Genomic DNA, 13521 nt, shown 5'->3' with positions numbered 1-13521 from the left:
TGGCGTCCCCAAGGGGATTCGAACCCCTGTACTCACCGTGAAAGGGTGATGTCCTAGGCCTCTAGACGATGGGGACATATTCTGTCCTTGATACTGACCTGTACTGCTTGATACACAGATGCTGGGATCGGAATATCTAGTTTGTTGTCCACAATAAAAATTTATTGGCGTCCCCAAGGGGATTCGAACCCCTGTACTCACCGTGAAAGGGTGATGTCCTAGGCCTCTAGACGATGGGGACAACAAACTACGATTCTATTCTGCGCGCATTAGAAAACTTGGTGGAGGTAAGCGGGATCGAACCGCTGACCTCTTGCATGCCATGCAAGCGCTCTCCCAGCTGAGCTATACCCCCACAGCGCAGAACAGAAACAAGATTATAGGGGATGATAGGCTACTTGTAAAGCCCCCCATCAACACTAATCAGACTGTTACGCGCAAACGCTGCAATACCCGCTCACGACCAAACAATTCGATCACGGCATCGATCGATGGCGTTTGCAATTGACCTGTCAACAACAAGCGCAAAGGCATGGCCAATTGCGGCATTTTCAAGCCATGTTCGGCTAACACTTGCTTGAGTACGGCCGATATTGCGGCCTTGGTCCATTCCACTGTTTCACACTGCGCGGCAAACTGCGCCAAGGCCGGTTGTACGGCCGCCGTCAGCTGCTGTGCGAGCAACACTGGATCAGGTGCAGGCGTGCGGTAAAACAGCATTGCGGCGTGCCCCAGCTCGAGTGTGGTATTGGCGCGCTCTTTCAACAAAGCGATCACTGCCGCCAAATCGGGCGCGCCATCAAACTCCGCACCATCGGCCAACATCGATGCACGCACCAATTCGGCCAAGCGCGCATTGTCGGCTGCCTTGATGTAATGATTATTGATCCAGCCAAGTTTTTCCGGATTGAATTGCGCCGGTGAACCGGACAAATGCGTCAAGTCAAACCAACTGCACATCTGTTCCATGGAAAAAATCTCTTCATCGCCATGGCTCCAACCGAGTCGCGCCAAATAATTGAGCATCGCTTCAGGCAGATAACCTTTATCGAGGTAATCCATCACACTGACGGCATCGCGACGTTTCGACAATTTCTGACCATCGGCACCGAGTATCATCGGTACATGCGCGTAATGCGGCAAACTGGCGCCGAGCGCAGTAAGGATATTAATCTGGCGTGGCGTATTATTGACATGGTCATCGCCGCGTATCACATGCGTGATTTGCATATCGTTGTCATCAACGGCGACGCAAAAATTATAGGTCGGCGTGCCATCCGGGCGCGCGATCACCAAATCATCGAGTTCGCGATTGGCAATACTGATTTCACCCTTGACCAAATCGAGCCAACTGACCACGCCATCGAGCGGATTTTTAAAACGAATGACCGGCTTGCGATCGGCCGGTAGCGGCGGCAAAGTTTTGCCAGCTTCCGGACGCCAAGTGCCATCGTAGCGTGGCTTGTCGCCAGCCGCACGCTGCCGTTCGCGCATGGCTTCAACTTCCTCGTTCGAACAATAGCAATGGTAAGCCGTACCTTGCGCCAGCATATCGGCCAGCACGGCACTGTAACGCTCCATGCGTTGCATTTGATAGAACGGGCCTTCATCATGGCCCAGACCCAGCCATTGCATGCCATCGAGAATAGCCTGCACTGCCGCCGGAGTAGAACGTTCCAAATCGGTATCTTCGATACGCAACACGAAGGTGCCGCCAAAGTGGCGGGCAAAGGCCCAACTGAACAAAGCGGTGCGGGCGCCGCCAACGTGGAGATAGCCGGTAGGGCTAGGAGCAAAACGAGTACGAACTGTCATGGGATGGAGTGCACCGCGTGTCGCGCAGAATCAAACACGACACCAGCATGCGGGTAAGGTTAAAACCGGTATTTTACCGCCAATAGCTACCCAGGGGTGCGTTCCAGGCTGCCATGCTCGTCTTGCGCAAACAAAGCCGGCTCAAACTCGAGGCGATGCGGATGCGTGAGCAAAAGAAAATGCCGGCCGCTGCAACGCGAAAACAAACTCATGCCTATCGCATCGGCCACCTGATGGCCCATCTCGGTACTGCCGGAACGCGATAACAAAATAGGAATACCCATCTGCGCACCCTTGATCACCATCTCCGAAGTCAAGCGACCGGTGCTGTAAAACACCTTATCGGCACCGTTTATCCCATCGAGCCACATTTTTCCGGCAATCGCATCGACCGCGTTATGACGGCCGACATCTTCAACGAAATACAACAACTCGCCCTGATTGGAAAACAAGGCGCAACCATGGACCGAACCGGCTTTTTTATAAATCGATTGCTGGCTGCGAATACTGTCGATGATGCGATACAGCGCAGACTGAGCCAAGCGCGCCGTCGGCGGCAAGACGATCTGATCGACTTCATCCATCAAACCACCGAACACCGTACCCTGACCACAGCCGGTAGTGACGATACGCTGCGCAGTACGCTGTTCGATTTCTTCGATGCCGCCGCGCGTTTGCACCGCTGCCGCACCGACTTCCCAATCCACCTGCACCGCAGCGATATCAGCTAAGCAGCGCACCAAGCGTTGATTGCGTAAGTAACCAAGCACCAGCGCCTCGGGATTACCGCCCATAGTCATCAGCGTCACCAGTTCGCGTTTATCGACATACACCGTCAACGGGCGTTCGGCTGGAATCGAAATCAAGCTGCAGCGCCCGCGTTCATCGGTCACACTGATTTCACGCGTCAAGGGCACGGTGGCGGCACTCAACACAGGCCGCTGGGAATCGGCGCACATACCCGACATCTCAGGGCTTAGCTGCCACGACCGGCGGCGGCGTACTCACCGGTGCCTGATACGGCCCAGGGTCGGCACAGGGAGGCATAAGCGGCAGCGCCTTGGTCTCGCGGCCCTTGAGATAAGCGGCCGCCACTTTATTTTGCGCCTGGCACAACTGATAGGCCGCAAGCTTGTCGCTCCAAGCGGTTTTCGCCTTGGCAGCATCGGACTTGGCTTTGGCTTCGACCGTCGGGGCCGGCAATGCCGCGAGACTGACAGAACACCACAGGGCCGACAGCAAACCGGCCGAGCAAGAGAACAAAGATTTTTTCATCATAGCGTGCCAGTAAGTTTACACATTGATAGTCTGAGCAGAGGTGGCCGCGACAGTTGGCGGCTGGCTGCGCACCCGCGCGATTTTTCCCTGCTCAATATCGTCATACCAAAGATCATGATGTTCCTTGGCCCAGACCTCATCGACATAACCGCTACGCATCGCATCGAGCGCCCCTTCCATGCCCAGGGTACCGAGATAAATATGACCGATCACCATGGCGGCCGCCAACAAGGCTGCCACCACATGCACAATGCTGGCGATCTGCATATCGGCACGCAAATACACCATCCCGGGAATGAGTTTATCGAGCACGAAGCCGGAAGCGCTGACAATGAGGCCGAGCCCGACCACACCGCCCCAGAACACCACTTTTTCACCGGCATTAAAACGATGCGAACTGACATGCTCACCACTGAGCAGACCGCCGAACTTACGTAGCCACTGCAGATCGGAAGCGCGTGGCAAATTATCGCGGACAAACTGCACGAAAAACAAAATGATGGAAACAGTAAATATGGGGCCGACGAAGTTGTGCACGTTCTTACACAAAAAGGCTAACCAACCGAATAAGGTCAAGCCGAAAACCGGCAATAAAATATGCTTGCCGAATAAAATAATCATGCCCGAGCAAGCCAAGGTAACGAAGGACAAAGCCATACTCCAATGCAGCGTCCGTTCAGTCGGTGTAAACCGTTCAATCAGACGGCCGCTGCGCGGCGCATGCAATTTAATTTGACCGATGAAAAAATACATCGCCGCCACCGCCACCAAGGCCAGCAAAATCACACCGCCACCGAGCAGCGTCAATGGACCATTTCGATAAGCCCGCCATGCTTCACCGGCAGTCACCGCCCGCGCCTGACCAGGAAACTGGGTACGCCCCTGTATCAACACCCCGGCTTCCGGTGCCGGCAGACTGGCGTAATTCTTCACCCCTTCGGTAACGAGGCGATACGTCGGTGCCAGATTACCGGGCTGATCGCGACTGCGTTGCGCCTGGTTCTGTTGCAAAATATCCGACGACTCCACCGCTGGCAAACCTGGCGCAGCCGCAGACGACGGCGGCTGCACCGGCGTCACGGCCTGTGCCAAAGCCCCGCCAATGGCGAGCAATAAGCTCACAGCAAACACATAGCGCTTCATCTCAGCCCCCGATCAATTCGTTTTGAGCGACTCATTTTGCGCCTGTCCGCGCGCGCGCAAATGATGCTCCCAACTGGTTTTATCGCCCGGTGTCCAACCCGGTGCGACATACGCATTGTGCGCCCCTTGCCAAGCTTTTTCATCGACGAGACCACGGTGTGTGGTCGTCGCTTGATCACGCTCGCCGCAAGCGCCCAGCGCCAGCACAGCAGCAAGCAATGTCACTGGCAAGCATCGTTTAGATAAGTTGCGCATCATTTATCACTCACCGGTTTGGTTTCAGCATGCGCTGCCTTACCGTAGGCCGTGCCCCAACCCCAGACTTCGCTACCCTGACCACGTCGCACCACGCGCGAGCGGAAAATATCGGACACCATATCGCCGTCGCCGGCCAACAAAGCCTTGGTCGAACACATTTCCGCGCACATCGGCAGTTTTCCTTCGGCTAAGCGATTGCGGCCATATTTTTCAAATTCCGCTTCCGAGCCATCCTCTTCCGGGCCGCCGGCGCAGAACGTGCACTTATCCATTTTCCCGCGCAAACCGAAGGTACCGTTGGAAGGAAATTGCGGTGCACCGAATGGGCAAGCATACGAACAATAACCGCAACCGATGCAGATATCCTTGTTATGCAAGACCACCCCTTCATCGGTACGATAAAAACAATCGACCGGACACACCGCCATGCACGGCGCATCGGAACAATGCATGCAGGCGACCGAGATCGATTTTTCCTGCCCGATCACACCATCGTTCACCGTCACCACGCGCCGACGATTCACGCCCCACGGCACCTCGTGTTCATTCTTGCATGCGGTAGCGCAGCTATTACATTCAATACAGCGTTCTGCATCGCAGATAAATTTCATTCTAGCCATGTTTTTTTCCTCCGGCTCAAGCGACGAAGCGCTCGATGTTACAAATGGTGGTCTTGGTTTCCTGCATCATCGTCACCGCGTCATAGCCATACGTGGTGGCGGTATTGACCGCCTCACCACGCACGATAGGCATAGCACCGGCAGGGTAAAACTCCTGCATGTCCTTGCCCTGCCACCAACCGGAAAAATGAAATGGAATAAAGGCCGTATCAGCCGCCACCCGCGGCGTCACCAAGGCCCGCACTTTAATGCGCGCACCGGTAGGGGTGGAAACGATGACGAATTCACCGTCACGAATACCGCGCTCGGAAGCCGCCTGCGGATTGAGTTCGACGAAATTTTCTTGCTGTAATTCGGCCAGCCACGGATTCGAACGTGTCTCCTCGCCGCCGCCTTCGTACTCAACCAAACGGCCGGAAGTCAGAATGATAGGAAATTTCTCATACAATTTATTTTCCACATTCTTTTGCTGTACCGATTTGTACAAGGTCGGCATGCGCCAGAACGCTTTTTTATCATCATGGGTCGGATACTTGGCCACCAAATCCGGCCGCGTGCCGAACAAAGGTTCGCGGTGCAAAGGCACAGGATCAGGGAAATTCCATACAATCGCGCGCGCCTTGGCATTCCCGAACGGTGAGCAGCCATGCACTTTCAAGGCCACCCGTTGTATCCCACCCGACAAATCGGTCTTCCAATTTTTCCCTTCGGCCGCCAATTTTTCCGCTTCCGTCAAATCATCCCACCAACCCAATTTCTTGAGCAGCACATGATCAAACTCCGGATAGCCGGTAGTGATGTCAGAACCGAGCGAATGCGAGCCATCTTCAGCCAACAAACTCACGCCTTCGCGTTCGACACCGAAGTTAGCGCGGAAATTCCCGCCGCCATCCATCACATGCTTAGAGGTGTCATACAAATTCGGCGAACCCGGATGCTTGAGCTCAGGCGTGCCCCAGCATGGCCACGGCAAACCGAAATAATCACCGGTCATATCGTAGCCACTGACCGGATCTTTACCGCCTTTACACTTGAGCGTTTTCACGTCGAACAGATGCATATTGCGCATATGTGCCTTCAAACGCAGCGGTGACTGACCGGTGTAACCGATAGTCCAGCAGCCGCGGTTGATTTCTTCCAGCATCGATTCCGGTTCCGGTTCGAGCATGCCGCCCTTGCCTTTGACCAGTTTCAGCTTAGCCACCAGTTCTTTGGCAAAACCCAGTTTCTCCGCTAACTGATACATAATCATGTGATCGGTACGCGATTCAAACAAAGGCTCGATGACTTGCTCACGCCACTGTATAGAGCGGTTCGATGCCGTCACCGAACCCGAGGTTTCAAACTGGGTCGCCGCTGGTAACAGATACACCTGACGCTGCGGATTAAGCTGTTGCGCCTCAACGGTCATCGCCGCCATCGCCGCCGTCGCCGATGGATACGGATCGATCACCACCAACATATCGAGCTTATCGAAAGCCTTCTTCATTTCCAAACCACGCGTCTGGGAATTCGGCGCATGCCCCCAGAACACCATGGCCTTGACATTATTCGGTTGATCGAGGTGCTCCGGATCTTCCAACACCGCATCGATCCAGCGCGACACCGTGGCACCCGATTTTTCCATCAATTCGGTCGAAGCAAATTGCTTCTTCACCCATTCGTAATCGACGCCCCAAACCTTGCACCAATGTTTCCAAGCGCCGGCGGCCAAACCGAAATACCCAGGCAGCGAATCAGGATTCGGCCCGACGTCAGTAGCACCCTGAACATTGTCATGACCACGGAAAATATTTGTGCCGCCGCCGGAAACACCGATATTCCCCAACACCAGTTGCAGCAAACACGAGGCGCGCACAATGGCATTGCCGATCGTGTGCTGGGTCTGGCCCATACACCAGACCACCGTCGAAGGCCGGTTTTCCGCCATAGTACGCGCGGCCAGAAACACTTGATCTTCCGGCACGCCGCAGGCTTCTTCGACCTTTTCCGGGGTCCACTTCATCGCCTCTTCGCGTATCTTATCCATGCCATACACGCGCGCTTCGATGTACTTCTTATCTTCCCAACCATTATTGAAAATATGATGCATCATCCCGTACAAGAACGGAATATCAGAACCGGAACGGATACGGATATATTGATTCGATTTGGCCGCCGTGCGGGTGTAACGTGGATCGACCACGATGACCTTGCAACCGCCCTCTTTCGCATGCAGCAAATGCAGCATCGAAACCGGATGCGCTTCGGCCGCATTCGAACCGATATACAGCGCCGCCTTGGAATTCTGCATATCATTGAAGCTGTTGGTCATGGCACCATAGCCCCAGGTATTCGCTACCCCAGCCACCGTAGTGGAGTGACAAATCCGTGCCTGATGATCGGTATTATTCGTGCCGTAAAATGAAACAAACTTCCGCAACAACATCGCCTGTTCATTATTGTGTTTAGACGAGCCGACGAAGAAAGTCGAATCCGGCCCGGAAGTCTTTTTAATCTCCAATAATTTGGTCGCGATTTCACTGAGCGCCAACTCCCAACTGATGCGCACATATTTGCCGCCAACCAGCTTCATCGGATATTTAAGACGGTGCTCGCCATGACCATGCTCGCGCAAAGCCGCACCTTTAGCACAATGGGCACCAAGATTGATGGGCGAATCGAACACCGGATTTTGCCGCACCCAGATGCCATTCTCCACCACCGCATCAACGGCACAACCGACCGAGCAATGCGTGCACACAGTACGGCGCACCACAACATTGCTGTGTTCAGTCGGCACGCCGATGGCGGCCTTGGCCTTCTTGATCAAACCCAGCTCTGAAAGAGCGATGCCGGCACCGACACCGATCCCCGAACGTTTCAGAAAACCGCGTCGGTCCATGGTGGGCAAAGCGCGCGACAAGGTATCGGCCAAGCCGGAGGAAAAACGTGACTGCGAGCGCGTGGTGGCATCGCCCTTACGAGTTAATAACATGCGTGTCTCCGGACAGTTCAGAGGGTGGTGCTGCGATAGTATTTTTTGATGTGCTCAGTCAGGCGATAGCCCGTTCCGGCCGGCTCGGCCGGCGTCGCCGCTGTGACTTCTACATGTTGCGTCGGCAGCGTTTTGAGCGCCAATAAGCCGGCCGCGGCTAAACCTAAGCCGCCCAACAAACTACGGCGTGGTATTTTTTGATTCATATGCAACTCCGATGTCGCCGGTCAAACGAGAAGCAAAGAAAGGCGGTCGCTTGGCGGCCGCAGAAATCAAACACAGGCGATTGTGTTTGATTTCGCAAGAAGCTGCCCCGCCAGCGGGGCCAGGTATCTTGCGCAAGTGTCTCGTACTGCTTGAAATAAGCTGTTATTTTTTTTAACTACATTTTGCTGATTTGATCCATATCAATACTGTTCTCAGTCTACTCCGCTAAGGCGTGCACTTGGTACAGCAAAGTTCTCGAATTCATACAATTTTACAATGTCAGAATGAATTATTTTCATCAACGGTATGAAAATGATTAACACCCACTCACTCCATATCGAACGATAAAGTTTCGACATCAAAAAATGCCGCCGCCAAGGCCGCGACAGCCGCATAAAACTGCGCGCGCGGATGCTCACTGATTGCACTGCACAAACGCGCAGTCCACAACTGCAAATGCGTAGCGTAAAAACCTCGCTGCATCGCCAAAGCCGAATGCGTCGCATCCTCGGACGTAATCAAATAGCGCATCACCTCACACAGATAAGCCAGGTGATCTTCCGTTTCCGGCATCTGTGCATCACGTTCCAGCCCGAGTGCGTGCAAATCGGTACGCAAAGCGGCCAGCGGCTTTTCCATCAAAAATCCACTCAGATAATATGAACCATACAACAAAATTTCCGGTTTTCCAGTGCCAATGAACAATTGTTCATATTCAGCAGCCAGCGCGACCGCATCACTCTGCGCCGCCGCTGCGGCCAACTGCAACCAGGCGCTGTCGAGCACACCACCGGCCGGATCGGCTTGCACCGCGACGATCCGCGCCAGTAGTTCGGCATCAGGCGGCGCATAAAACAAGTTGGCCAACAAACCGTACATATCGGCGCGAGCCGCTTCCACTCCAGCCTCGGGACTGACAAAACTGAGCCGCTGTTCATTCATCATCATGGATTCATTTCTGAGCTACGCATCATATCGACGACGCGACAATCGGAACACATGCGCAGCCGTTCCAGATGTCCTGCGAAGGCGCTGTGTGTACCTAGTTTTTTCAACATATTTTCGATCACCATCGCCGTTGCGAATGGTTTGCTGCAGCGTATGCAATGATACGGTGCCGCTTCGTTCAGCACGCGCATCTGCTTGGCCTCCGGCCCCAACAACAAACGCGGACTCAAAGACAAAGCCTGCTCCGGGCAAGTTTCCACACACAAACCGCATTGCACACAATTGCGTTCAATGAAACGTAACTGCGGCGTGCCCGAATTATCCATCAGCGCGGTACTCGGACAAGCACCGACACATGCCATACACAAGGTACAGGCTTGCTGCTGTATTTCCACGCTGCCGAACGGCGCACCGGCCGGCAGAGCGATCGCGCTCGGCAAGGTCTGCGGCGCATGCTTTTGCAAATGATCGAAGACAAAATCGAGGCTGACACGCTTATCCTGCGCAACATTAAACAGCGCCGGCACGGCCGGCACCTGCGCCGTCGGCAGCGCATGCAAAGCCGCCTCCAGCGCCACGGCCGAGCTTGGCGTCAGCAGATGCAAATGCACTCCGGCATAGCCGAAGCCCTCCAACAGACTTTGCGCCAGTTGCATCTGCTGCGTCAGCGCGGCGCGGTATTCCGGCGCTTCCTCATCGGTCAACAACAGCGCGATGCTGGTGGCACCGTAACAGACCGCCGTCAACCAAACATCGAGGCCAAGCGCTGCCGTATGGTGTAAGGCAAACGGAATCACCCGCGCCGGCAAACCGCGGCCGCCGACATGCGTATTCTGTCCGGTGACACGCAACAGATCGGCACCCGCTGCTTGGCTATGGAATAACAATGCCGGTGCGACACCGCCGGCCTTGTGATACGCCGCCAACATCGTTTTCAGATGCAAGCCGGTATCGGGCGCGCGCATGTAAGCATAACTGAGCGCACCGGTCGGGCAGACGGTACTGCAGGCACCACAACCGGCACATAAATTCGGATTCACCGAAATTTTATCGCCTTTGCTGGAAATCGCCGCGGTCGAACACACCTCGATACAAGCATTGCAGCCGCTCTTGGCGCTGCGGCTGTGCGCACACAGCTTTTCTTTATAACTGAAAAATTTCGGCTTTTCAAATTCACCGACCATTTGCGTCATCTTCAATGCCGCATCAAACTGCGCCAGCACATCGGTACCGGGCGCAAAATAACCCTGCGGCGTATCGCTCATGCGCAGCAGCGGCGTGCGCGACAAATCGAATACCAAATCACAACGCAGATCGCGCGCAATCGCAACTCGTGAAAAATCGATCGCCCCAACCAAGCCGCAAGCCTTGACACAATCACGATGCGCGCCACATTTATCGGCATCGATTTGATAACGGAAATCGATCGCATTTTCAGGGCAGACATCGATACAGGCATTGCAACGCGTGCAGGCTTCCAAATCGATAGGATTCTCTTGTTCCCAACGCACCTCAAACTGACCAAGATAACCGGTAAGCGTTACCGCACGGCCCGACCACACGGGAAAGACGCGCTCACTCAAACGCTCGCCAGCGGCACCGCCACTGGTGAGCAAAACATTCACATCAAGCTGCGCCGCCAAGCGCCGCGCCCATGGCAAGGCGACGTCGGCACTGCCGATGATCAGACAATTTCCAGCCGATTGATAATTCACCGTCGCCACCGGCTCTGGTGCCGGCAAGGCGGCCGCAGCCAGCAAGGCCGCCATCTTCGGCAAACTGGCGGCAGACTCAGACGACCAGCCGGCCGCTTCCCGCAAATTGACAAACTTCAGCGGTGCCACACTCGCGCCGGCCAACTCGCTGAACAGCGAACGCTCCTGGGTGCATGCGACAATCACCTCATCGACGCCCTGCAAGACAGTAAGAAAACTACCGACATCGCGCCGACATAAGCGCTCACTGACGTCGATACGGCTGGCACCAGTCGCTGCTGCCAACTTGGCGGCAGCGGCGGCATTGAGCGGCAAGGTATTATTACAACTGCAAATTTTTATCTGCGGATTCATTCAGGGCAGGCCTCGCGGTTGGCTGGGAAGAGGGTTCGGATGGTACACTGGTCTCAGCAGCATACGCTGCTTCGTTGACAGCAAGCTTACTGTCGACGATATCGAGTGGCGACGCTGCAGGTTCTGGCGCATCAAGCAAGGGTGCCGGTATCGCCATCCCCTCGCTCGCATCGGCGACAGCGCCGACATCAGCAACGGGTGACGCCACCATGCGCATCACCCCGGCCTGCAAATGCGCGAGCGGATTAAGCAAAGTCTGCGCATGCAGCAAAGACTCCAGCATACCGGCCGGCAGCGGATCGGGCTGGCTGTAATCGCCAATATAAATATCGAGCCCATCCATCATATTGAAATGTGGATTGGTAAATAACTTTTTCATCGCCAAGCGGCGCACATCAGGCTCCACATCGGCTGCCATGAAACGCGAAAAATCCGATTCATGTTGTAATTGTTCCAGCTCGACATGACCGGGCGGCGCACTCGCGACTGCCTCTGTTGGCAGCACGACCGCAGCGGTAACAGGCTCAATCGGCGGCGATGCCGGCTTGGCCCAGCGGCGGAAAAATTCGTCGGCGGCCATCTTAGCGCTGGCCCTGCGTGATTGGTAACACCACAGCAGTCTCGGCCTGGGCCATTTTCTGCACCGCCTCACCGCCCTCGAAAGACGGACGTTTGCGCTTCTTTTTACCCTCGTACTGAAAATGCTGCTGGGTATACTCGGCCAACCATGCCGCCACCTCATCGGCCAGCGGCAAAGTATCAACCTGTTCACCGCCATCGACCTGACGCGCCGCCTCATCGTAAGACAGCGTCAGCGATTTCGGCACCGCCACTTCTTGCCCATCCATCTCTTCCAAGCGCCACATCACAAACCAACACGGCGTGGCCGAACTCAGATTCAAAAAGTAACCGGGCGTTTCATCGGCATGTAAATGCACGGCAAAGCCAGGAAACAACCAACGCTGCTCGGCCTCACCGGCAATCAGTACACGCGCACCACCGGGCTGCGCATCGGCTAAAATTTCCAGCGGCTTCCAACGGTAAGCTTGCCAGCGATTATTCAAGGCTACGCGCTGCATCAGCACCGCCAGCGTGAATGGGAGAACGCTATGTTTTTCCATCATGTTAATATCTGTCCAATTTTGATTCCACCATTTCACTCGCACCCAAGCACCCAAGCACCTTATGGACAGCCCGCTCCCTCTGCGCGATGGTATCGCCGCCAGCTACTTGTGGCTGCCGGAAGGCGCCGCCGGTCGCTTACTCGACTTTTTATGCCAACGTTTTACGGATGTCAGCCTCGCCACCTGGCAGGCCCGTCTGCTCAAAAATGAAGTGTGCGACCAGCATGGTACTCCTTTACACGCAGACAGTCCTGCCAGGCGTGGAATGTGTATTTTCTACTATCGCGAAACCGAACAAGAAACCCCGATTCCCTTCCAAGCGCAGATACTGCACCAAGACCAGCACCTGCTGGTGGTCGACAAACCGCACTTTCTGCCAGTCACCCCGGGTGGTCGTTTTTTACACGAAACCCTGTTGGTGCGCCTGAAAAAACAAACCGGCCTGCCGCACTTAAGCCCGATCCATCGCCTCGACCGCGAAACCGCCGGCGTCATCCTGTTCTCGCTCAATCCCGCCAGCCGCGGCGCCTACCAAGAACTGTTCGCACGCCGCCAAATCAGCAAAACCTATCTGGCGCTGGCACCAGCCCTGCCGGCCACGCTGTTTCCCTTGGTACATCGCAGCCACATGAGCGAAGGCAGCCACTTTTTCACCATGCAAGAAAGTCCCGGCCTGGCCAACTCAGAAACCCGCATCGACATCGCCGAACAGCGCGGCGCACTCAACCTCTACAACTTACAACCGTTGACCGGAAAAAAACACCAATTACGCGTGCACATGGCCAGCCTCGGCGCGCCCATCGTCAACGACAGCTTCTACCCGGTCGCCCTGCCCTGTAAAGGAGATGATTTTAATACCCCACTGCAACTTTTAGCCAGTTCTATCGCCTTTATCGACCCACATAGCGGCCAAGCGCGCCAATTTCATAGCCAACGCAGCCTCGCGGCAGCAGACGAGCGCACAAGCTATTGACAAGCACGGCCAGCAAGGCTAAGATGTTGGACTTCGGAGTGTGGCGCAGTCCGGTAGCGCACCTGGTTTGGGACCAGGGGGTCCAAGGTTCGAATCCTTGTACTCCGAC

13 protein-coding genes and 4 tRNA genes are annotated in these 13521 nt (G+C 55.3%); 2 read left to right on the top strand and 15 right to left on the bottom strand.

What is annotated here, in order from left to right:
• The 15 genes from QN359_RS18425 to QN359_RS18355 form a co-directional block, all read right to left on the bottom strand.
• A tRNA-Glu gene (locus tag QN359_RS18425) sits at positions 1–76 on the bottom strand.
• A gap of 89 nt (positions 77–165) precedes the next feature.
• Positions 166–241 (bottom strand) — tRNA-Glu (locus QN359_RS18420).
• A gap of 38 nt (positions 242–279) precedes the next feature.
• A tRNA-Ala gene (locus QN359_RS18415) sits at positions 280–355 on the bottom strand.
• Positions 356–423: 68 nt separating this feature from the next.
• Complete coding sequence (gene gltX, locus QN359_RS18410; protein WP_322247607.1) at positions 424–1815, bottom strand: glutamate--tRNA ligase; 1392 nt, start codon at positions 1813–1815, stop codon at positions 424–426.
• A gap of 86 nt (positions 1816–1901) precedes the next feature.
• On the bottom strand, positions 1902–2774 hold the full coding sequence (locus QN359_RS18405) for a formate dehydrogenase accessory sulfurtransferase FdhD (protein WP_322247606.1): 873 nt from the start codon (positions 2772–2774) through the stop codon (positions 1902–1904).
• A gap of 10 nt (positions 2775–2784) precedes the next feature.
• The gene (locus QN359_RS18400) at positions 2785–3090 is read right to left on the bottom strand and encodes a hypothetical protein (RefSeq protein WP_323493365.1); all 306 of its coding nucleotides are present in this window, start codon (positions 3088–3090) and stop codon (positions 2785–2787) included.
• An 18-nt stretch (positions 3091–3108) separates the two neighbouring features.
• Positions 3109–4236, bottom strand: coding sequence for a formate dehydrogenase subunit gamma (locus QN359_RS18395; protein WP_323493366.1), 1128 nt, complete (start codon positions 4234–4236; stop codon positions 3109–3111).
• A 12-nt stretch (positions 4237–4248) separates the two neighbouring features.
• Positions 4249–4491: a hypothetical protein gene (locus QN359_RS18390; RefSeq protein WP_323493367.1), complete on the bottom strand. Its 243-nt coding sequence runs from the start codon at positions 4489–4491 to the stop codon at positions 4249–4251.
• Positions 4491–5114 (bottom strand): formate dehydrogenase FDH3 subunit beta, encoded by a 624-nt coding sequence (gene fdh3B / locus QN359_RS18385; protein ID WP_322247602.1) that lies wholly within the window; start codon positions 5112–5114, stop codon positions 4491–4493. The genes QN359_RS18390 and fdh3B overlap by 1 nt, the downstream gene beginning before the upstream one ends.
• 16 nt (positions 5115–5130) lie before the next feature.
• Complete coding sequence (locus QN359_RS18380; RefSeq protein ID WP_322247601.1) at positions 5131–8091, bottom strand: formate dehydrogenase subunit alpha; 2961 nt, start codon at positions 8089–8091, stop codon at positions 5131–5133.
• Positions 8092–8108: 17 nt separating this feature from the next.
• Positions 8109–8297, bottom strand: a complete 189-nt coding sequence (locus tag QN359_RS18375) for a hypothetical protein (protein WP_322247600.1) — start codon at positions 8295–8297, stop codon at positions 8109–8111.
• A 328-nt stretch (positions 8298–8625) separates the two neighbouring features.
• A complete protein-coding gene (locus QN359_RS18370) occupies positions 8626–9243 on the bottom strand; it encodes a TorD/DmsD family molecular chaperone (RefSeq protein ID WP_323493605.1) in 618 nt (205 codons plus the stop codon).
• Positions 9243–11315 (bottom strand): 4Fe-4S binding protein, encoded by a 2073-nt coding sequence (locus QN359_RS18365; protein ID WP_322247598.1) that lies wholly within the window; start codon positions 11313–11315, stop codon positions 9243–9245. Before QN359_RS18365 ends, QN359_RS18370 begins: the two co-directional genes overlap by 1 nt.
• A complete protein-coding gene (locus tag QN359_RS18360; protein WP_322247597.1) occupies positions 11284–11895 on the bottom strand; it encodes a DUF3306 domain-containing protein in 612 nt (203 codons plus the stop codon). The genes QN359_RS18365 and QN359_RS18360 overlap by 32 nt, the downstream gene beginning before the upstream one ends.
• 1 nt (position 11896) lies before the next feature.
• Entirely contained in the window at positions 11897–12436 is a 540-nt protein-coding gene (locus QN359_RS18355) for a DUF3305 domain-containing protein (protein WP_322247596.1), read from the bottom strand.
• A gap of 64 nt (positions 12437–12500) precedes the next feature.
• Here QN359_RS18355 and QN359_RS18350 point away from each other — a divergent pair, with 64 nt between their 5' ends.
• Together QN359_RS18350 and QN359_RS18345 are read left to right on the top strand one after the other, a co-directional pair.
• Positions 12501–13412: a pseudouridine synthase gene (locus QN359_RS18350; protein WP_322247595.1), complete on the top strand. Its 912-nt coding sequence runs from the start codon at positions 12501–12503 to the stop codon at positions 13410–13412.
• A gap of 34 nt (positions 13413–13446) precedes the next feature.
• A tRNA-Pro gene (locus QN359_RS18345) sits at positions 13447–13520 on the top strand.
• Position 13521: the final 1 nt, after the last annotated feature.

The organism is Undibacterium sp. 5I2, assembly GCF_035019605.1.
Lineage (GTDB): Bacteria > Pseudomonadota > Gammaproteobacteria > Burkholderiales > Burkholderiaceae_D > Undibacterium.
This window is presented reverse-complemented; position numbering and strand designations above follow the sequence as displayed.

Excerpts from the sequence above, each read along its gene's own strand:
- gltX (WP_322247607.1), bottom strand. The coding sequence starts at position 1,815 with ATGACAGTTCGTACTCGTTTTGCTCCTAGCCCTACCGGCTATCTCCAC.
- QN359_RS18405 (WP_322247606.1), bottom strand. The coding sequence starts at position 2,774 with ATGTGCGCCGATTCCCAGCGGCCTGTGTTGAGTGCCGCCACCGTGCCC.
- QN359_RS18400 (WP_323493365.1), bottom strand. The coding sequence starts at position 3,090 with ATGAAAAAATCTTTGTTCTCTTGCTCGGCCGGTTTGCTGTCGGCCCTG.
- QN359_RS18395 (WP_323493366.1), bottom strand. The coding sequence starts at position 4,236 with ATGAAGCGCTATGTGTTTGCTGTGAGCTTATTGCTCGCCATTGGCGGG.
- QN359_RS18390 (WP_323493367.1), bottom strand. The coding sequence starts at position 4,491 with ATGCGCAACTTATCTAAACGATGCTTGCCAGTGACATTGCTTGCTGCT.
- fdh3B (WP_322247602.1), bottom strand. The coding sequence starts at position 5,114 with ATGGCTAGAATGAAATTTATCTGCGATGCAGAACGCTGTATTGAATGT.
- QN359_RS18380 (WP_322247601.1), bottom strand. The coding sequence starts at position 8,091 with ATGTTATTAACTCGTAAGGGCGATGCCACCACGCGCTCGCAGTCACGT.
- QN359_RS18375 (WP_322247600.1), bottom strand. The coding sequence starts at position 8,297 with ATGAATCAAAAAATACCACGCCGTAGTTTGTTGGGCGGCTTAGGTTTA.
- QN359_RS18370 (WP_323493605.1), bottom strand. The coding sequence starts at position 9,243 with ATGATGAATGAACAGCGGCTCAGTTTTGTCAGTCCCGAGGCTGGAGTG.
- QN359_RS18365 (WP_322247598.1), bottom strand. The coding sequence starts at position 11,315 with ATGAATCCGCAGATAAAAATTTGCAGTTGTAATAATACCTTGCCGCTC.
- QN359_RS18360 (WP_322247597.1), bottom strand. The coding sequence starts at position 11,895 with ATGGCCGCCGACGAATTTTTCCGCCGCTGGGCCAAGCCGGCATCGCCG.
- QN359_RS18355 (WP_322247596.1), bottom strand. The coding sequence starts at position 12,436 with ATGGAAAAACATAGCGTTCTCCCATTCACGCTGGCGGTGCTGATGCAG.
- QN359_RS18350 (WP_322247595.1), top strand. The coding sequence starts at position 12,501 with ATGGACAGCCCGCTCCCTCTGCGCGATGGTATCGCCGCCAGCTACTTG.